The sequence below is a fragment of the Pectinatus haikarae genome, assembly GCF_050916305.1.
In the GTDB taxonomy this organism is placed as follows: domain Bacteria; phylum Bacillota; class Negativicutes; order Selenomonadales; family Selenomonadaceae; genus Pectinatus; species Pectinatus haikarae.
Genome location: NZ_CP116940.1, coordinates 2,132,488 through 2,150,179, shown reverse-complemented (window position 1 = coordinate 2,150,179; position 17,692 = coordinate 2,132,488). Strand labels below are relative to the sequence as shown.

The following is a 17,692-nucleotide window of genomic DNA, read 5'->3' as shown; positions in this document are numbered from 1 at the left end:
ACACAGCTTTTCCTTTCCTAAATACAGCCAACCGTCAGCCTATATAACGAGGCAGATCAATAAAAATACGTGCCATATAATCAACCATCATAGTCAGCATCCAAGGACCGAATATAAGTATAGCAACAAAAACAGCAACTATTTTAGGAATAAATGCCAACGTCTGTTCCTGAATAGATGTTGTAGCCTGAAAAACACTCACAAGAAGCCCTATAGCCAGTCCCAAACCAAGCATTGGTGCTGAAATCACCAAAACCATAAGTAAAGCATTTTGGCTCAAATTTATTATTGTGTCACCTGACATTTTTCAGCCTCCTATTTAAAACTGACAATAAGTGAATTTATCAAAAGATGCCATCCATCTACCATGACAAATAATAACACTTTGAACGGCAGGGAAATCATAGTTGGCGGCAGCATCATCATCCCCATAGACATTAAAGTACTGGCAACTATCATATCAATAACTATAAAAGGAATATATATCATAAACCCTATCTGAAAAGCTGTTTTCAGTTCACTGATAATAAACGCAGGAATCAAAGTAAATGTTGAAACATCCTCCTGCGTTTCCGGCCGTTCCGCCTGAGACAGATTGACAAACAGAGCTATATCTGCCTCACGTGTCTGCTTAAACATAAATTCCCTCAGAGGTGCAGCAACATTGCTTAAAGCCTCTGTCTGAGATATTTCTCCATTAAGATAGGGCTGCAGTCCATTTTGATTGGCTTCCCCCCAATACGGAGCCATAATATAAAAAGTCAGAAACAAAGACAACCCTATAATTACCTGACTCGGCGGTGCATTTTGGATCGAAAGCGCATTACGCAAAAATGATAATACGACAACAATTCTCACAAAAGCTGTAGTCATGACCAAAATTGCCGGAGCAATGGATAAAATAGTGAGCAGTGCCATCACCTGCAAGGTCACTGCCAAATCCTGAGGATTATTCGATGAGCTTATTCCTATGTTGACATTTGCCGAAGGCAATGGCGCTGCCAGCAAATGAGATGGGATAATTATAAAAATTGCTGATAATATTAATATTTTAAGGTATTCTTTCAAAACGTGAAAACCTTTCTTTATTTATGATATTTATTCTTAAAAAACTCTGGCAGCCTTTTGGATATCTTATCCAAAGAATTGAATTGTTGACCGAAAATCCCCAATGGATTTTTTTCAAGAGATTCATCCGGAAAGGATAAATGTAATTTTTCTATTTCCTGCATATCCTTTATTTCCTGCAAAAGTGTTATATTATGATCAGTAACTCCCAAAATCATAATATGACCCGCAATCTCTACAACACAAATGGATTTATTAGGTCCTAAAGGCAAACTCATCAATAATGCCCCATTGCCATTACTTTTAAACTGTTTACCAAAACGATCTCCCAGATAATGTGACACATAATATGCCAAAGCCACAACAAAAACAAATATGACTACCAAACTAAGTAAATAACCAAAGGTGGATATCCATGACGCACTGGTCGGATGCGGATCAGCGTTTTGATATTGAGATAAATAGCCGCCTGATGAAGAATCACCGGCGGCTAAAACGAAAACTACAGGTATAAGCCAACAGAATAAAAATACAGCCGCAGAAAACACAAAAATTCTATACTTTTTCATCAGCCTACAGCTTTGCGAACAGCTTCTAAAACCCTGTCAGGCTGGAAAGGTTTTACAATAAAATCACGAGCTCCTGCCTGAATTGCTTCGATAACCATAGCCTGCTGCCCCATAGCACTGCACATGATAACTTTTGCATTTGGATCAGCTTTCTTTATCTCCTTAACAGCAGTTATCCCATCCATTTCCGGCATAGTTATATCCATAGTTACCAGATCCGGTTTCAACTCCTGATATTTAGCCAGAGCAACAGCTCCATTTTCAGCCTCACCCACTATCTCATAACCATTTTTAGACAAAATATCCTTTACCATCATTCTCATAAAAGCCGCATCATCCACTACTAAAACTTTTGTAGCCATATTTTATTCTCCTCCACAGTATAATTATTATCCATATATAATAAGAACAATCTTTTATGATAAATTTTTGGCCCGTTCCATAGGACTTGCTATATCTGTTATACGGACACCAAAATTTTCATCAATAACGACAACTTCGCCTTTTGCTAAAAGTTTTCCGTTCACCAACACATCCACAGGTTCCCCCGCCAATTTATCTAGTTCAATAACAGATCCGCTGGACAATTCCAGAATATCCCTGATACTCTTCTTAGTCGCGCCGAGCTCTACCGTAATATTAAGAGGCACATCCAAGATCAAACCTATATTAGCATTATTGACAGGTATCTGTCCCACTGCAAGTGGCGTAAATTGCGCCGGCTGTACAGCTATGTTGGAGACAATATTTTGCGAACCAGACGCTGCCTGCATATGTACTTGAGATGCCTCCTGGGCTGGTGCCGTCGAAGGTCCGGGCATAGTCTGCTGCTGAACCGGTTCTGCAACAGGCTGGATTGGCGGCGGGGATACAGTATTATTCTGTGCCGGAGCAGGCGCAGCTGTTTCCGGTACAGGCGCAGCTGCCGATTGTTCATTATTGGTCTGCCCTGTAGTAGCTTCGGTCAGATTTCTCACTAAATCCCTTGATACATTTACCGGCAGTATCTGCATTATTTCACTGTCGATAATACCTTCAACTTCCATTTTAAAAGAAATCTTTATAACCGGCTCTGTCTGTGCCCAAAAATCGGTAACCTTGTCTGCAACGGCCATATCCACCATATGAACCTGCGGAGGTGAAATATCTATTTTTTTATTAAAAATCTGAGACAGTGAAGTAGAAACCGAACCCATCATCTGGTTCATAGCCTCACTCACAGCACTCTGCCTTATCTCATCAAGCTCATCGGTGACGTTCGTTCCGTCACCGCCCATCATCAAATCAGCAATAATAGCCGCATCACCAGCCTGAATTGCCAGGATATTATTTCCAGTTATCCCTGTAGTATAACTGACTCCAACTATAAGATAAGGCATTGGGTAATGTGTTTTTATATCAGCCATTGTTTCTATACTTACATTTGGCGTTGTTATAGAAACTTTATGTCCCAGCAGCATTGACAGCGTAGTAGCTGCACTGCCCATTGATATATTGCCAATTTCTCCCAGAGTATCTTTTTCGACATCAGTAAGAGCTTCATTATTTTGTGTTTCGTCTGATGAACTTGATAAATCTGCCTGTGCAGCCGAATTTGTCTCCTGTGGTATATCCGGAGCTATGCCTTTAGTCAAAGCATCGATTTCTTCTTGCGAAAGCATTCCGTCAGCCATCCCTTTTTTCCTCCTCTTCGTCTTCTGATTCTATTACTTTTGTTATTTGTACTGCTGATCTTTTTCCTATAATTCCGGGACGGCAATAAAATTTTGGTCTTTCACCGACTATGCAGACAAGCTCATCATCCACTTTTGTATTAAGCCGTAAAGTATCTCCCATACCCAATGTCAAAAACTCATTTATTGTGAGACTCAGTCTTCCCAATTCTACACTGACTGGAACTATTGCCCTGCGCAGCTTCCTTTTCAGCATATCAACTTCTTCAGGATGTTCCTGCCGTGCTGATGCGGCAGATACCCAAAAAGTCGTCGTCAATTTTGGAACGATAGGTTCTATAACAATATAAGGAATACAGATGTTTATGAGCCCTTCAACATTTCCTACCTTAAGCTGAAGAGTGATAATGACGACCATATCTCCTGAAGGAACGATCTGTGTAAACTGGGGATTAGATTCCATGCTTTCAATATTCAGTTCAAAATCCTGAACATTATGCCATGCTTCCTGTAACCCTTCCATCATTTTGCTCATCATCTTTTTTATGACTGTCTCTTCAATATCTGTCAGTGTTCTTGCCTTCATTTTACTCTCATCACCGACACCGCCAAAAAGACGATCAATGATCGAAAATACTACATTTGTATCCATTTCAAAAATTATATTTCCCTTGAGAGAAGACAATGACAAAACACTGATCACGCTCGGATTTGGTAATGAACGGATAAATTCTTCATATGTAAGCTGATCAACAGAGGCAACTTCCACTTTTACCAATACACGAAGGTGCGTAGACAAATAAGTGTTAAGAACACGGGCAAAATTTTCATGAAGCATGAACAAAGTCCTGATCTGATCCTTAGAAAATTTATCAGGTCTTTTAAAATCATATATCTTGATCTTCTTTTGCTCTTCAACTTTTACCTCATCAGCAGAAACAACACCGGTCGAAATAGCTGACAATAGTTTATCAATTTCAGATTGTGATAAAATGTCTCCTGCCAACCTTCATCCTCCTTTCTACTTATTCATAATAAATGACCATGTACTTTATAAAACAAATCAGCACAAAAATTATATAAGAATAAATATTGTTACTGCAGAACAAAGCTCGTTATATAGACATTGTAGACACTGCCATCACCAATAGCAGCATTAACTTCATTCTTTATAGCTTCCTTCAATTTATCTTCATTAGATGCTTCCAGCTGTTCTATACCCTGTTTGCGAAAGGTACTCATAACCGCATCAAGGACTTTTGACTGCGCGGCATCCGTTATCTTGTGCTCTTTAAAATTAACTTCATCTGCTGGATTCATTTCTAAAACAACACCCACCTTCAGATATCTGCCTGATTTCACACCACCGACATTGACTATTATGGTGCCGTCCTTAGGGTCGCCTATCTTTACAAAAACTCCCGGTTCTTTTTTTATGGGTGCACTAACATTAGATGTGCTTACTATTTTTGTAGTAACAAAATAAGATATCCCTCCAGCCAGCGCTAATCCCACCAAGACAAGCACGATAACGAGCAACATGGATTTTTTCTTTTTGGAACCGCCATTTTCACCACTGCCATTGCTTACAACTTCCTCTTCCGCCATATTCCCCACACCTTCCTTGTATGCAGTTATATATAAATACAATATCTCAGTTAAAAATATCGTGTAATTTTCCTGTATTAATACTTATGCAAAGCGCGGCGATATGTCATTACCCTGCGCACTACCTCATCCATTTTTTCATCGACTATCAATTTTTTCCCATTTAGCAACGTTATAACTGTATCAGGAGTTTGCTCTATAGTTTCTATTATTTCAGCATTAAGGATAAATTCTCCTTTTTTATTTGAGTCCGAATTAAATTTTGTAAGTTTTATCATAGTAATCTCCAAGTTTTTTTATTATATATCAATGAAGATATATTAAAACAGGCAGGGAAAAAAGGCAAGGGGAGAATAAACTCCCCTCGATTTTAAAATCTTTAAGGTTATGATTGTTTCATATTAATCAATGTTTGCAGCATTTCATCAGACACAGTTATCATTTTCGAATTTGCCTGAAAACCGCGCTGTGTAATAATCATGTCGCTGAGCTCCGTAGAAAGGTCAACATTTGACATTTCCAGAGAACCCGGCGTCACCGTGACTGCCTGAGAAGCAAAGGTGCCTACACGTGCGGTACCAGAGTTATTAGATTGCGAATAAAGACTGCCGCCTGATTTTTCCAGTCCTGACGGATTATTGAAAGTAGCAATGGCAATTTGTCCAGCTGACTGTTTCTGTCCATTGGTATATGTTACCGTTATGACACCGTCCTGACCGATAGACATTTCTTTGTAGAAACCAGCTGCATAGCCGTCACCAGTTGCACTGGCATTATTTTCACCGGAATACTGTGTCAGGCTGCTGAAATCCAATGACATGTTGGCATTCTGCGTAGCGCCATTATTATAGGTATTTCCAGTTATACTGCCTGTATCTCCCGATGTAAGTTTTCCCGTACTGCCATCAAAAGTTAAGTTTGTGGTCGATGCGGCTGTAACTGTAAGGCCATCGTAAGTTCCCGGAGCAACAACTGCCTTCCATGTATCTGAGCCAGTTTGTTCAATACTGACCGGGATAGAATGGGATGCACCCAGACTGTCATAAACTGTCGCTGTCGTAGTATAACTTGGATACGTAGTTCCGCCTAATGTATAGCTGCTGCCATAGACACCGGAGCTAGAAGTAGTTGTTGTTCCATCTGATAGAGTTAATGTCATAGCCGTTATAGCTGACGACTGTGAGTTTCCGCTAGAATCCGTATAAGTATATGAATCACCTATACCATAAGCAGTAGTGGTATCAGTACTATCAACAGTTTGTGTAGTTCCATCTGCCAGCGTTAACTTTATTCCTTTTATTGTTTCAGCTGTATTATCTGCCGATAAATTGCCGCTCAATGTAACTGTCGATGTTGCTTTTGGCTGCATTGAAGAATTCATATCTATCTTTAGATTTTGTGTACTACCGCTTGCATTTACACTTCCGTCAACGGCATTCCAGCCCTGTACATAATAACCGTTGCCGTTCATGGTCAGATTGCCGTTGCTGTCAAGTGTAAAATTTCCGTTGCGTGTATAATATGTTTCATCACCATTTTTAACAACAAAAAGTCCGTTATCAGTATCAATGGCAAGATCCGTATTATTTCCCGTGGAAGATGCACTGCCTGCAGTGAAATTATTCGTTATAGCGGCAACACTCATCCCCAGCCCTATCTGCTTTGCATTCACACCGCCGGTAGTCCCGTTGGCGGAAGAAGATCCCGACAATGTTTGGCTTAAAGTGTCGGCAAATGTCACGGTATTTGATTTATAGCCTGTAGTATTTACATTAGCAATATCGTTGCCGATTACGTCCATTCTGGTCTGATGATTTTTCAGTCCGGAAACAGCCGTCATCAAAGATCTCATCATAATAAATCAGTCTCCTTTGCGTGCAGCCGGCCGCCTCTGTCATTCAGCGGCTAAAGCCCCCCGAAGGTCCAGCTGTTATAGTATGGCTGCACTGTCAATATTTGTAAATATATTTTCCTTCGTACTTGCGCCATCCATGGCGGTAATCACAGTTTTATTGTCCACGCTCACAACAAAAGCCGTTCCTTTCAGATAAATCAGTGCATCCCGTGCACCCTTCTGCGCCATTTTATCCACCGTATCGTTCAGCTTCTCCATATCAGCATCATTTAAGCTTATAGCGCGTTCTTTCATTCTGCTTAAAGCATGCTGCGAAAAATTAACAGTCCGGTCTGTCTGTCTCAATATATCAGCGAAATTCTGACTGCCCTTATTTTGAGAAGACGTACTTTTCGACGCATTATTTTGATTACCAACCGGCATAAATGGCTGTAAATATATTTCGGAACTGTTTCTCATATATATTTACCCCCTGCCGCCTATTTTTTAAGAAGCATCACTGATTGATGTCAGTGAACTGACACTGACTGTTGTGGTACTATTACCTTCTTTAACAATCAGTGATGGTGTGCCGTCGCTTATAGAAACGCTTTGTGCTGTTCCCGTATGCTGTACTTTTTCAGTAGTGCTTGTTCCATCGGAACCTGTGACAGTCGAGCTGGTTTCCCATTCTACGGTCTTTCCTATCATGGAGCTGAGCTGCCCTGTCACAACAGAAGTATTCAAATTATCAACAACCGAAGACATCGTGCTCATCGCTGTTGCCATTTTTGATATCTGTTCTGTAGATGTCAACTGGGAAAGCTGCGATACATATTCCGTACCATCCATAGGATTCAAAGGATCCTGATTTTTCATCTGCGCCACCAAAAGCTGCATAAATGTGTCTTCATTGGCAAGTGTATCCAAACTTGAAGATGAACTCGTTGAGCTGGTGGAAGTTGTTGTGCCTGTTGTTGAAGATACCGCACTTGTTGCCATTAATAATCACTCCTTATATTCTGTAATCAATCCCGTCGCTTGTGAGACTTTGGTTCTGCTCACTTGAGGATGCTGCTGTACTGAAATTTTCCATCTGCCCCGCAGCTTCAATCAATTGACCAATTCTGTAATCAGATTTTTTTTGTTCTCTATCGAATTGTCCTGAGTTACTCTGCCCATTCGACAGCATATCGCTAAGACCACTGTAGACATTTATATTATCTACTTTTATTCCCTGATCCTGAAGATCCTGCCGCAGTTGAACCACTGTCGACTGTATAAGATTGCGCACCTGTGCGTTGTCACTGTGAAAAGAAGCATTCACTGCACCGTCTGCCGCTACACTGATCTTCAAAGCAAGTTCTCCCAAATGTTCCGGCTGCAGATTTATCGTGATCTGTGAGTTTTCATTTGACTTTATCAACTGGGCGTTTTTTATGATCTGACCTGCAATATCGTAATTGTCCTGCAGCCTATTTTGCTGCGCTGCATCTGACACTGATGTCATACCTTGAGCAGAGCTTTTCATCGTATCATCTGACAACGATGCCACTGAAAAAATATGATTTAATTGATTAGTGTCAGCACTCTTATTTTGTTTTTCTGCCGCAGATTTTGACTCTCCTGTCAAAAGATTTTCCTGCTGTGTACTCTGTTCACTAAATGTCGTTCCCGAATTACCGCTTTCCTGCCTAGACGTTAAGTCAATAACATTAAGCTGTACCGTATTTTTATTTTTTACGGCTGTTGCTTGATCAGCTGTTGTACTGCCATCAAGCTGTTTCGTGTTCCGCAGCAGTTCGGTGCTGACCTGATCAGGAACTTTGACCGACGGCACTGAAGAATTTTCTTTTGCCGGTAAAGCCAATGTTTCTGCGACCAAAGCAGATCTTCCCTGGGCAGTCTGCACCTGCGATATTTTGTTTGCAGTTTTGCCCGTCTGATCCACAGTGATTTGCTCATCCGTTGTATTGGTATCTTTTAATTTCACACTATTTTCAGTATTAAGAGGCTGATTCAAAATCATTTTTGGCTGTTCAATGATTTTTCCCTCAATTGTATTCACGACAGTACTGCCAGATAATACGCTTAACTGAGTTTTTTCAGTATTGTTTGCTGTATTTAACTGAGTTTTCGCCGTTTTATCATCAGAAACTGTCGTTTTTACAAAACCGGTCAATTCAGATAATGCTGTATTCATCTTTGCCGAGATGCTGTTATCTGTCACCGTATCAGTCTGCATTGCTGTGACCAGCGCTGCCAGAACATTTATATCTGCAGCATTTGTTATAGCATCAATCGCCGTTGTCACTGCCGCAGCAGTCGTTTTATCATCAGCTGTTTTCTCTTTTTCTGACTTAGCACCTTTTTTTTGTGAAAGTGCATCATCAGGCTTATTCTCTTTGTCTGCAATTTTCTTGCCGGTGTCTGATACTTTATCGTTGAGTGTATCCTTTTTTGCATCAGCATCGGCAGTATCTTTTGCATTATCCAAGGCGCCGGAAAAACTATCCGATGAATTTTTCACGGCAGTAGTTTTTTTATTTTCACTGCTGCTGTCTGCCGAAGAAGCTGCTGTCTTAATCATTATTGTATTATTGTCCATTTTCTCACCTCCTTTCAGAATCAATTGTAACACAACTGACGCTTAAAGAAAAACAAATCTTATTGGTTCTGTACGGTTGTTGCTTTTTCAGCCTGATCAAGCTGTGGCAGTGTAGGCGGTGTGATGCCGTTGTAAAGGAGCTGAGTAATCTGAGCGGCACGCGTTGTATCAAAGTTTTCCATTACTTTAGCCGAACGGGCATCATCCATCTTCTGCAGGATAGAACCCACAACGTTATCATCAAGAGGCGCTAAAATTGCTGCGGCCTTTTGCGGATCCATCTGTGCATATATGCGTGACAGTTTTCCCACTCTTTTATTTATCTCAGCTTCTCTGGTCTTTTTTTGTTCATCAAGCTGCTTTTTTGTTAAACTGACCGGTTTTGATTGTGCAGCTGCAGGATTCTCAGCCTGTGCGGCATTGGCTACGCTGCTGCCCCCTTTTGACCCGACATCTACTTGTGCTTTTTCAGTCTGTGCAGCTTCCTCATCAGGTTTTACAAAATTTTGTCCTATTACGGGCCAATCATAAAGATGCAGGGATGTGTTTAATTTATTAGTATCCAATATCCGTAAATATATACCCAAAAAAAATCCACCAAACAATAGCAGAATAATCAAAATCACTATTAAAATTTTTTTCCACAAAGCTTTTTTAGGTTTTGTATTTTCTTGCGCGTTTTTCTGATCAGCGCGCTGATTTTTTACTGTCTGTTTGTTGACTGTGCCTGCAGTAGATTTTGCCATCAAGCTACCCACCTTGTTGAAAATTATATACTTTTAAAATATGTAAAAGCCGGTTTGCTTCTGCATCTACATCCATGAAGGAATAAATGTCCGCCTTTATTGATAAAGATCTAAAACGTGGCTCACATAATTCTGCGTTTCAGCATACGGTGGTACTCCCTGATATTTCTTCACCGCTTGAGGTCCTGCGTTATATGCTGCAACAGCTTCACGTACGTTGCCGCCAAAATCATTCAGCAATTCCTTTAAATACTTAGCGCCGCCTTCAATATTTTGCTGAGCATCATAAGGATTTGTTACACCCAGTTCTGATGCAGTATTAGGCATCAATTGCATAACGCCGACCGCGCCGGCAGATGAAACAGCCTCAGCATTATAGTTTGATTCGGTTTCCGCCACTGCTGAGAGGAGTTTCGCATCTACTCCATATTTTACGGCCGCTTTTTGGATCATCTCTTCAATCTGCTGTGGTGGAACATTATGTACGGCTGCAGCAGAAGGAGTCTGGCTGTCATTTCGACCGGCAGATTGTACCGTATCTGCTGTCTGTTGACCGATACCACTGCCTCTGTCCGGTTTTACATCCTTCATTTGCTTAGTAAGTGTCTGATCAAACGTCATTTTTTCCGGAGAAAAGTTCTTTATACTAAATTGATCTTCTATTTCTTTAATACGCTTCTGCACATTATTTATATCTGCCAGAAGATCGTTTTGTTTCATAGCGGGTACAGTATTTATCTGCATAAGATATTATTCCTCCATCCCAATCCTGCGCGTATGCATCTGCAGACCGATTTCATCTATCTGCTTTTGTTCCTGGGCAAAGACTTCATAACGATATTCATCAAATCTTTTTTCACGAAGCTGTTCCAAGCTTTTGACTTTTTTCTGTGCTGCCAAAAGCACTTGCAGACACTGTTTCCTTTGAGAAACAGCATTTCGCACTGAGGTTTCTTGCAAATTTATCTGTCCTCTTTTCCAAGAGAAAAAGTTACCATACATTTGCATCATGCTAACATTTACTTTTTCTTCAGCCAAAAGTTTTTCATATTCCTTTAAGTTTAAATCCATTTCAAGTTTCAGGGAAATAAGAATTTTTTTCTGTTTTTGCAGGTTCTGTACAGCTGCAGCCATGGATATTTCCGCTTTCTCTCTTTCGATAACTGATATTTTTAAAAAAGCTTCGAGTTTGAATATAAATTTTTCCAACTATCTTCCTCATTTTTCACAGCACGTCAACAGTAAACCTTAAATGCAATTACTCCTTACCCACTATCGTGAGCAAATCGTTCACCGTGTCTTTATAGCTTGTAGTCTCAAAAACATCTTGACATAAAAATTTGTTTATTGCCTCTATTTTTTCTATAGCCATATCTATGTTGGGATCTGAACCATTCACATAGGCACCTATTCTTATAAGATCGGCTGCCTCATTATAATTTGCAAGATAAGAACGTAAAAGCTGACCCGCTTTAAAGTGTCTTTGATCAGCAATATCGATCATTACTCGACTTACACTGGAAAGAATATCAATTGCAGGAAAATGATTCTGCGCTGCGATTTTTCTGGACAATACTATATGTCCGTCCAGTATACTGCGTACGGCATCGGCAACAGGTTCGTTCATGTCATCACCATCTACAAGCACAGTATATATACCGGTTATACTCCCCTTCTCACTGGTTCCTGCTCTTTCGAGCAGACGCGGCAAAAGGGCGAATACAGACGGTGTATAACCTCTTGTTGCCGGCGGTTCACCGATAGTCAGCCCCACTTCACGCTGGGCCATGGCAAAACGAGTGACTGAATCCATCATCAAAACAACTTTTTTCCCTTGATTGCGAAAATATTCAGCAATGGCTGTTGCTGTCATAGCGCCCTTTATACGAACAAGTGCAGGTTGATCTGATGTAGCAACAACAACAACCGATTTTTTTAGTCCCTCTTCGCCAAGATCACGTTCAATAAATTCTCTTACCTCTCTGCCTCGTTCACCGATGAGGGCAATTATATTTACATCTGCCTCCGTATTTCTTGCTATCATACTTAAAAGAGTAGACTTTCCCACGCCGCTTCCCGCCATAATTCCTATTCGCTGTCCTGAACCGATCGTTATCAAGCCATCGATGGCCCGCACACCGACATAAAGGGAGTCATGGATTCTGGGTCGTGAAAGAGGAGAAGGCGGTGATGCTTGTAAGGGGTATTCTTCCATAACAAGCGGCAGTGCCGCCTTATTGTCTATAGGATTGCCCAGCCCGTCAAGGATACGGCCCAAGAGCTCTTTTCCTACTCTGGCTTTCAATGTTTTCTGAGCAGCTATAACTTCACAGCCGGGACCGATCCCCTGCATTTCTCCTATAGGCATCAAAAGAATATGTCCGCTGCGAAAGCCAACGACTTCGGCGGGAACAGGTTTAATGCCGGAAAACTTTGAACAGACATAACAAAGTTCTCCCAAACTTACATTTGGTCCTATGGATTCGATTACCAGTCCTATTACCTGGACTACTTTCCCCGACATTTTTATGGGATCACAGTTTTGAATAATTTCCCTGAATTTATCTACCATTAGCCTCATATTTACCAACGACTTCCTTCAGCATTTTTTGGATTTCGCTTAATTGAGACAAAAGTTTTGCATCTATACTTCCATCAGGTGTTTCAACCCAGCAGTCTCCATCTGTCAGACTTTCATCAGACTGTATCGTAAGTCTGGCATTTCCTTCAAGAATAGACTGCAGTTCTGATCTGGCAGCCAACGCAAATTCATACGTGTTTGGTGAAACCCTTACCTCGACAGAAGTTTGATTTTTGACTTTTTTTAAGGCCTCCTGTACAACGGGCAACACCAATTGCGGCATATTGGCAAACTGCTGTGAAATAATCTTTAGAGATACTGCCATTACGATATCCGTCATATCTTTTTCAGCATCTTTATAGCAGGCATCCACTTGTTTTTCTGCTTCATCTATTATTCTGACAGCTTTTTCATTAGCAGCATTGATCAGGTTTTCCTGCTCTGAACGAGATTGTTCCAGACCTTCCTTATATCCCTGATCATGCCCTGTGTTTTTTGCGTTTTGTGTTATTTCAATGACTTTGTCATTTGCTTCTTTGATCTTTTCAGCAGAAATTTTTTCAGCCTCATGAAGAATTTTTTCCCTGCCGTCTTGAGCTTCCTTCATTATTAAATCGGCTTTTCCACGCAAAGCTTTTATTTTCAATTGCTTATCGTTCAATTCATTTTCCAGTTTTTTTATATCATCTTCAATAGAATTTCTTTTTTGCGTTGCTTCATCAAGCCTATATTGATGATCTTCCTTAAGCCCGTTATTTTTATCGGCAGTTGGGTCATCAGGAGAGGTATTTATAATAAACAACGGTTCAGGCGCTTTTACTACATGCGGTTCATTATCAAAAACAGCAGCTTTAATAACTTTATACAATCATTTCATCGCCCTTTCCGCGTGACACAACTATATCTCCTTTTTCTTCCAGTTTTCTGATTATGTTAACTACTTTCTGCTGGGATTCCTCCACATCGCGAATACGGACAGGTCCCATAAATTCTAGTTCTTCTTTTAAAGCTGCAGCAGCACGTTTAGACATATTTTTATATATTTTCGCTGCTACATCATCAGACGTTCCCTTCATAGCAAGCGACAGATCCTTAGATTCGACTTCACGCAGCACTAACTGCAAAGATCTATCGTCAAGCATGACAAGATCTTCAAAAACAAACATAAGCCGTTTGATTTCTTCTGTGAGTTCAGGATTTTCAATTTCCAGATTATCAAGTATAGACCGCTCCGTGCCGCGATCGACACGATTGAGCATTTCTACGACGACCTGTATTCCGCCGGCATCCGTAAAGTCCTGAGAAGACATAGTAGAAAGTTTCTTTTCCAGGACACGTTCCACTTCACGCAGTACATCGGGTGAGGTGCGATCCATTACGGCAACTCTTCTCGCAACGTCTGCCTGACTTTCAGCGGGCAGAGCAGCAAGAACACTGGCTGACTGTTCAGGATTTAAATACGCCAAAATCATCGCTATAGTCTGAGGATGCTCGTTCTGGATGAAATTAAGCAGCTGTGATGGATCCGTTTTCCGCAAAAAATCAAACGGACGAACCTGCAGACTTGCAGTAAGCCTGTTGATAATAGTGGCCGCTTTATCGGACCCGAGAGCTTTTTCCAAAACTTTCTGTGCATAATCAAGGCCGCCATGAGAAATATATGATTTTGCCATTATAAGCTGGTAGAACTCACTTATTACCGTCTGTTTCTGTTCCTGAGTAACCTGTTGCTGACTGGCTATCTCCAATGTCAATTTTTCGATTTCTTCATCATCAAGGTGCTTGAATAATTTGGCCGAATATTCCGGCCCCAATGATATCAGCAAAATAGCCGCCTTCTGCTGACCGCTTAATTCACTAGTACTGGATTCATACATCTAATTCACCTACTATTGTATTTTACTCTTCAGCCAGCCATGTCTTCACTAATTCTGCCACTTGCTCCGGCTCATCATCTATCATTTTCTCCAGAGTCTGTCTTTCAGTCAAGTGTGCCTGTTCTTCATCCGACATTTCTTCCGGTGCTGCCCCTGAGGTTTCTGATTTTTGCATTGTTAGGCGCTGCTGTTCCAACTCTGCCTGACGCTGCATTTCTTCTTGGGCTGCCTCCTCTTCAAGACGTTTTTTTCGTCTGTACAGATAATAAGCTGCTGCCAAAAGCAATAGTGGTAAAAGGACTGCCGCTATTTCAAGATAAAGTGTCCTGTTAGCAGCATCGCGGGCGTCTTGTTCTTCCCTTGCCCTTCTGTCCGAGGCTTCCGTACTAAACGGCACCGGTTCTACAGAAACGGTATCGCCCCTGTCAGGATCTATTCCCACCGCAGAAGTTACCGCTCTCGATATGGAATCCTGCTGCTGGGCAGTGAGTCTGTCGCTGACCAATACTGCAATATTCAAGCGTTTTATAGAACCGGGCGAGGCAATTGTTTTTTGATTTTCTTCATTTATTTCGTAATTTCTGGTTGACTGTTGTTTTGAATACTGTGCATTTGTATTATTGGCGGCAACATACCCCGGTGTATTGGCAGTTATTCCCGCAGGTCCGCCCGGTGTAGCAGACGTTCCATTATAAGTTTCCTGGTTCTCCTGTGAACTGCGCAAGATCCCTGCATCATCAACTACCGGAGAAAAAGTCTGCCTATCCGTCTGCCTTTGATCAAAATCCAGTGCTACATTTAAACGTACAAAAGCATTTCCTTCACCTAAGGCATTATCGAGAAGAGTCTGCACTTCCGCCTGCATTTGCTGGCGTACTTTCTGGGTCATCTTTATTTGAGTAAGTGTAATATTGCCAAGAGTGTTTTTATTGTCATCCTGCTGACTATCAGGATCGTTTAAAATTTTCCCCTCATTATCAATGATGGTGACGTTTTCCGCCTGTAATCCCTGAACGCTATGTGCCGTTAAGTTAACAATTCCCTTTATTTCCTTGCTGTTCAATTCTTTATCAGATTTCAGCTTTAATAATATTGATGCTGTAGCCGGTTTTTCATTTTTTTTATAGAGGCTGTCTTCCGGCAACACTATATGTACTCGAGCACTTTCAACGGCATCTATTTGTTCTATAGTTCTAGTCAGTTCCCCCTGCAGGGCCTGCAGATAATTAACTTTATTCTGAAAATCGGTTACTCCCAATTTACTGTCATCAAAAATTTCAAAGCCTTTTGTGCCGCGTGGTAATCCCTGTGCTGCCAAATCCAAACGCAGTTTGTGAACATCCTTCGCAGGAACAAGTATAGTTGTTCCTTCCTTATTCTCCTGTATTGAATAATCGACCTTGGATTCTTTAAGTTTAGCAGCGACCTCTCCGGCATCCTTTGTTTCCATGTTAGTAAATAAAGGCTGCATTTCAGGCTTGCTGCCATATAAATAGCTGACACCTATTATGGCAAAGATTAAGAGCGCACCAACTCCGGCCAAAACATATTTCTGTCTCTTATCCATCTTTTGCCAAAACTGCAGATACCGTTCCTTCCAGCCTGCCATTATCTCAATCCCTTCACCTATGATTGTATTCTTTTTTAATTTGTCGGCCTGCAAGTTGTTAAAATAACTTGCACCGACAGACAATTATGTTGCGGTGCAGAAGTGATTTTCTGCGTGTTTTGAGACAATTTATCGTAACATTCAGCAAATCAAACCTGCATGCGCATTATTTCCTGATATGCATCAACCGCTTTATTACGCAGACTCATTGTGAGATTCAAAGCAATCTGAGCTTTTTCAGAGGCCACTACGACCTTTGATATATCGTCTACTTTGCCTGCAGCCAAAGCCATATCCATTTGCTCAGAATTTTTTTGCAGAGCATTGGTCTCCTTCAATGCATCGGTCAAAAACTGACCAAATGATTTCGCTGTTTTTGTCTCATCAACAACCTTGCTGCCGGCATCACCTATTTGTCCCAAAAGTTTCACCGGTGTCATTTGCAACGTACCGATATTCATATTATTACCCCGCTACTTTCCGATGTCCAATGTTTTCATAGCCATACTTTTAGCAGAATTAACAGCCGTAACGTTAGCTTCGTAGGCACGTGAAGCAGTGATCATATCCGTCATCTCTGCAACAATATTTACATTAGGCATCTGTACATACCCCTGCTGATTAGCGTCCGGGTTTCCCGGATCATACTTCAGCTTAAAAGGACTGTCATCATCCTGTATGCTGACAGCTCGCACACCGTTCCCCGGCTTTTGCAGTTCGTTAGAAAAGGCCGCAAAAAAAGATGCGGATTGTTCCGTATCCGTCCGTGGTTCAAAAACCACATATTTCCGTCGGTATGCGTTTCCCTGAGCAGTTCTGGTAGTATTAACGTTGGCTATATTATTGCTGATGACATCCATCCTCAGTCTTTCGGCAGTCATACCGGATGCTGAAGTATCAATAGAATCGAACATTCCCAAACTATATACCCCCTAATTATTGCCCTTTTATGACATTGCTCAGTTTTGTAATATTTACATTCATCTCTCTGACCAATGCATTATAATAAAGCGTATTTTTAGCCAAAGCCGACATCTCAATATCAGGGTCTACATTATTTCCGTCAGCCCTCATAGTAGTGCTATTATCTGTTCTGAGAACAGGCTGCACAGACTCTTCTCCTGTATTATCATTAGGAAAATGTTTTTCATTGGTTTTCGCCAATTGCAGTGTTTCGTCATCATCTTCTGGATATAACGCTTTTGCCAAAAGGCTTTCAAAAGCCAATTCGTTTCTTTTAAAATTTGGTGTATTAACATTAGCAATATTATTGCTGATCACCTGCTGTCTCATGTTCGCAGCCTGCATAGCCATTTCTAATACACCAAAAACCGGTGTGTTCACAACATTGCCAAGCATCACATTACTCCTTCTTTATTATTTATCAAACAAAGAAAAGGAATCCGAAAGATTCAAGATCCTTTTAAATCTTTTAAATTCCTCCTATTTAACAAACTCTCATTAATATGCTGATAATATATTTTCTATATATAAAAAAAATATCCTTTTATTTTTTCTT

22 protein-coding genes are annotated in these 17,692 nt (G+C 40.8%); all 22 read right to left on the bottom strand.

Going from position 1 to position 17,692, the window contains the following annotated elements; translation table 11 throughout:
- Nucleotides 1–34 precede the first annotated feature (34 nt).
- Nucleotides 35–304 carry a flagellar biosynthesis protein FliQ gene (gene fliQ / locus NXG61_RS10445; protein WP_132547694.1) on the bottom strand — a complete coding sequence of 90 codons (270 nt, stop codon included), beginning with the start codon at nucleotides 302–304 and terminating at the stop codon, nucleotides 35–37.
- 11 nt (nucleotides 305–315) lie between these two features.
- Nucleotides 316–1,068: a flagellar type III secretion system pore protein FliP gene (gene fliP / locus NXG61_RS10440; RefSeq protein ID WP_370871652.1), complete on the bottom strand. Its 753-nt coding sequence runs from the start codon at nucleotides 1,066–1,068 to the stop codon at nucleotides 316–318.
- Between the two features lie 17 nt (nucleotides 1,069–1,085).
- Nucleotides 1,086–1,637 (bottom strand): flagellar biosynthetic protein FliO, encoded by a 552-nt coding sequence (fliO, locus tag NXG61_RS10435; protein WP_307223880.1) that lies wholly within the window; start codon nucleotides 1,635–1,637, stop codon nucleotides 1,086–1,088.
- Nucleotides 1,637–1,999, bottom strand: coding sequence for a response regulator (locus tag NXG61_RS10430; RefSeq protein ID WP_307223881.1), 363 nt, complete (start codon nucleotides 1,997–1,999; stop codon nucleotides 1,637–1,639). Before NXG61_RS10430 ends, fliO begins: the two co-directional genes overlap by 1 nt.
- A 54-nt stretch (nucleotides 2,000–2,053) precedes the next feature.
- Nucleotides 2,054–3,310, bottom strand: coding sequence for a flagellar motor switch phosphatase FliY (gene fliY, locus NXG61_RS10425; protein WP_307223883.1), 1,257 nt, complete (start codon nucleotides 3,308–3,310; stop codon nucleotides 2,054–2,056).
- Nucleotides 3,303–4,316, bottom strand: a complete 1,014-nt coding sequence (fliM, locus tag NXG61_RS10420; RefSeq protein ID WP_307223885.1) for a flagellar motor switch protein FliM — start codon at nucleotides 4,314–4,316, stop codon at nucleotides 3,303–3,305. Before fliM ends, fliY begins: the two co-directional genes overlap by 8 nt.
- Before the next feature lie 89 nt (nucleotides 4,317–4,405).
- Nucleotides 4,406–4,918: a flagellar basal body-associated FliL family protein gene (locus NXG61_RS10415; RefSeq protein WP_307223887.1), complete on the bottom strand. Its 513-nt coding sequence runs from the start codon at nucleotides 4,916–4,918 to the stop codon at nucleotides 4,406–4,408.
- A 77-nt stretch (nucleotides 4,919–4,995) separates the two neighbouring features.
- Nucleotides 4,996–5,196: a flagellar FlbD family protein gene (locus tag NXG61_RS10410; RefSeq protein ID WP_307223889.1), complete on the bottom strand. Its 201-nt coding sequence runs from the start codon at nucleotides 5,194–5,196 to the stop codon at nucleotides 4,996–4,998.
- Between the two features lie 107 nt (nucleotides 5,197–5,303).
- Nucleotides 5,304–6,773 (bottom strand): flagellar hook protein FlgE, encoded by a 1,470-nt coding sequence (locus NXG61_RS10405; protein ID WP_307223891.1) that lies wholly within the window; start codon nucleotides 6,771–6,773, stop codon nucleotides 5,304–5,306.
- A 75-nt stretch (nucleotides 6,774–6,848) separates the two neighbouring features.
- Complete coding sequence (locus NXG61_RS10400; protein ID WP_307223893.1) at nucleotides 6,849–7,232, bottom strand: TIGR02530 family flagellar biosynthesis protein; 384 nt, start codon at nucleotides 7,230–7,232, stop codon at nucleotides 6,849–6,851.
- A 27-nt stretch (nucleotides 7,233–7,259) separates the two neighbouring features.
- A complete protein-coding gene (locus NXG61_RS10395) occupies nucleotides 7,260–7,754 on the bottom strand; it encodes a flagellar hook assembly protein FlgD (RefSeq protein WP_307223895.1) in 495 nt (164 codons plus the stop codon).
- A gap of 13 nt (nucleotides 7,755–7,767) precedes the next feature.
- On the bottom strand, nucleotides 7,768–9,360 hold the full coding sequence (locus tag NXG61_RS10390; protein ID WP_307223897.1) for a flagellar hook-length control protein FliK: 1,593 nt from the start codon (nucleotides 9,358–9,360) through the stop codon (nucleotides 7,768–7,770).
- A 59-nt stretch (nucleotides 9,361–9,419) separates the two neighbouring features.
- Nucleotides 9,420–10,106 carry a MotE family protein gene (locus tag NXG61_RS10385; protein WP_307223898.1) on the bottom strand — a complete coding sequence of 229 codons (687 nt, stop codon included), beginning with the start codon at nucleotides 10,104–10,106 and terminating at the stop codon, nucleotides 9,420–9,422.
- Between the two features lie 96 nt (nucleotides 10,107–10,202).
- On the bottom strand, nucleotides 10,203–10,850 hold the full coding sequence (locus tag NXG61_RS10380) for a lytic transglycosylase domain-containing protein (protein WP_307223899.1): 648 nt from the start codon (nucleotides 10,848–10,850) through the stop codon (nucleotides 10,203–10,205).
- Nucleotides 10,851–10,856: 6 nt separating this feature from the next.
- On the bottom strand, nucleotides 10,857–11,315 hold the full coding sequence (locus NXG61_RS10375; protein WP_307223902.1) for a flagellar export protein FliJ: 459 nt from the start codon (nucleotides 11,313–11,315) through the stop codon (nucleotides 10,857–10,859).
- A gap of 49 nt (nucleotides 11,316–11,364) precedes the next feature.
- The gene (gene fliI / locus NXG61_RS10370; protein ID WP_307223904.1) at nucleotides 11,365–12,687 is read right to left on the bottom strand and encodes a flagellar protein export ATPase FliI; all 1,323 of its coding nucleotides are present in this window, start codon (nucleotides 12,685–12,687) and stop codon (nucleotides 11,365–11,367) included.
- Nucleotides 12,668–13,555, bottom strand: a complete 888-nt coding sequence (locus tag NXG61_RS10365; protein WP_307223906.1) for a FliH/SctL family protein — start codon at nucleotides 13,553–13,555, stop codon at nucleotides 12,668–12,670. Before NXG61_RS10365 ends, fliI begins: the two co-directional genes overlap by 20 nt.
- The gene (gene fliG / locus NXG61_RS10360) at nucleotides 13,548–14,564 is read right to left on the bottom strand and encodes a flagellar motor switch protein FliG (RefSeq protein ID WP_307223908.1); all 1,017 of its coding nucleotides are present in this window, start codon (nucleotides 14,562–14,564) and stop codon (nucleotides 13,548–13,550) included. Before fliG ends, NXG61_RS10365 begins: the two co-directional genes overlap by 8 nt.
- Nucleotides 14,565–14,586: 22 nt before the next feature.
- Complete coding sequence (fliF, locus tag NXG61_RS10355) at nucleotides 14,587–16,173, bottom strand: flagellar basal-body MS-ring/collar protein FliF (RefSeq protein ID WP_307223979.1); 1,587 nt, start codon at nucleotides 16,171–16,173, stop codon at nucleotides 14,587–14,589.
- A 149-nt stretch (nucleotides 16,174–16,322) separates the two neighbouring features.
- Entirely contained in the window at nucleotides 16,323–16,634 is a 312-nt protein-coding gene (gene fliE / locus NXG61_RS10350) for a flagellar hook-basal body complex protein FliE (protein ID WP_196604746.1), read from the bottom strand.
- Between the two features lie 12 nt (nucleotides 16,635–16,646).
- Nucleotides 16,647–17,093, bottom strand: coding sequence for a flagellar basal body rod protein FlgC (gene flgC / locus NXG61_RS10345; protein ID WP_196604747.1), 447 nt, complete (start codon nucleotides 17,091–17,093; stop codon nucleotides 16,647–16,649).
- A 16-nt stretch (nucleotides 17,094–17,109) separates the two neighbouring features.
- Entirely contained in the window at nucleotides 17,110–17,532 is a 423-nt protein-coding gene (gene flgB / locus NXG61_RS10340; protein ID WP_196604748.1) for a flagellar basal body rod protein FlgB, read from the bottom strand.
- Nucleotides 17,533–17,692 lie beyond the last annotated feature (160 nt).

Bases quoted from the DNA above. Each gene is read 5' to 3' on its own strand.
- fliQ (WP_132547694.1), bottom strand. From the start codon at position 304: ATGTCAGGTGACACAATAATAAATTTGAGCCAAAATGCTTTACTTATG.
- NXG61_RS10380 (WP_307223899.1), bottom strand. From the start codon at position 10,850: ATGCAGATAAATACTGTACCCGCTATGAAACAAAACGATCTTCTGGCA.
- fliY (WP_307223883.1), bottom strand. From the start codon at position 3,310: ATGGCTGACGGAATGCTTTCGCAAGAAGAAATCGATGCTTTGACTAAA.
- fliO (WP_307223880.1), bottom strand. From the start codon at position 1,637: ATGAAAAAGTATAGAATTTTTGTGTTTTCTGCGGCTGTATTTTTATTC.
- fliF (WP_307223979.1), bottom strand. From the start codon at position 16,173: ATGGCAGGCTGGAAGGAACGGTATCTGCAGTTTTGGCAAAAGATGGAT.
- NXG61_RS10400 (WP_307223893.1), bottom strand. From the start codon at position 7,232: ATGAGAAACAGTTCCGAAATATATTTACAGCCATTTATGCCGGTTGGT.
- NXG61_RS10405 (WP_307223891.1), bottom strand. From the start codon at position 6,773: ATGATGAGATCTTTGATGACGGCTGTTTCCGGACTGAAAAATCATCAG.
- NXG61_RS10395 (WP_307223895.1), bottom strand. From the start codon at position 7,754: ATGGCAACAAGTGCGGTATCTTCAACAACAGGCACAACAACTTCCACC.
- NXG61_RS10410 (WP_307223889.1), bottom strand. From the start codon at position 5,196: ATGATAAAACTTACAAAATTTAATTCGGACTCAAATAAAAAAGGAGAA.
- fliE (WP_196604746.1), bottom strand. From the start codon at position 16,634: ATGAATATCGGTACGTTGCAAATGACACCGGTGAAACTTTTGGGACAA.
- fliG (WP_307223908.1), bottom strand. From the start codon at position 14,564: ATGTATGAATCCAGTACTAGTGAATTAAGCGGTCAGCAGAAGGCGGCT.
- NXG61_RS10390 (WP_307223897.1), bottom strand. From the start codon at position 9,360: ATGGACAATAATACAATAATGATTAAGACAGCAGCTTCTTCGGCAGAC.
- NXG61_RS10415 (WP_307223887.1), bottom strand. From the start codon at position 4,918: ATGGCGGAAGAGGAAGTTGTAAGCAATGGCAGTGGTGAAAATGGCGGT.
- fliI (WP_307223904.1), bottom strand. From the start codon at position 12,687: ATGAGGCTAATGGTAGATAAATTCAGGGAAATTATTCAAAACTGTGAT.
- flgB (WP_196604748.1), bottom strand. From the start codon at position 17,532: ATGCTTGGCAATGTTGTGAACACACCGGTTTTTGGTGTATTAGAAATG.
- NXG61_RS10385 (WP_307223898.1), bottom strand. From the start codon at position 10,106: ATGGCAAAATCTACTGCAGGCACAGTCAACAAACAGACAGTAAAAAAT.
- NXG61_RS10430 (WP_307223881.1), bottom strand. From the start codon at position 1,999: ATGGCTACAAAAGTTTTAGTAGTGGATGATGCGGCTTTTATGAGAATG.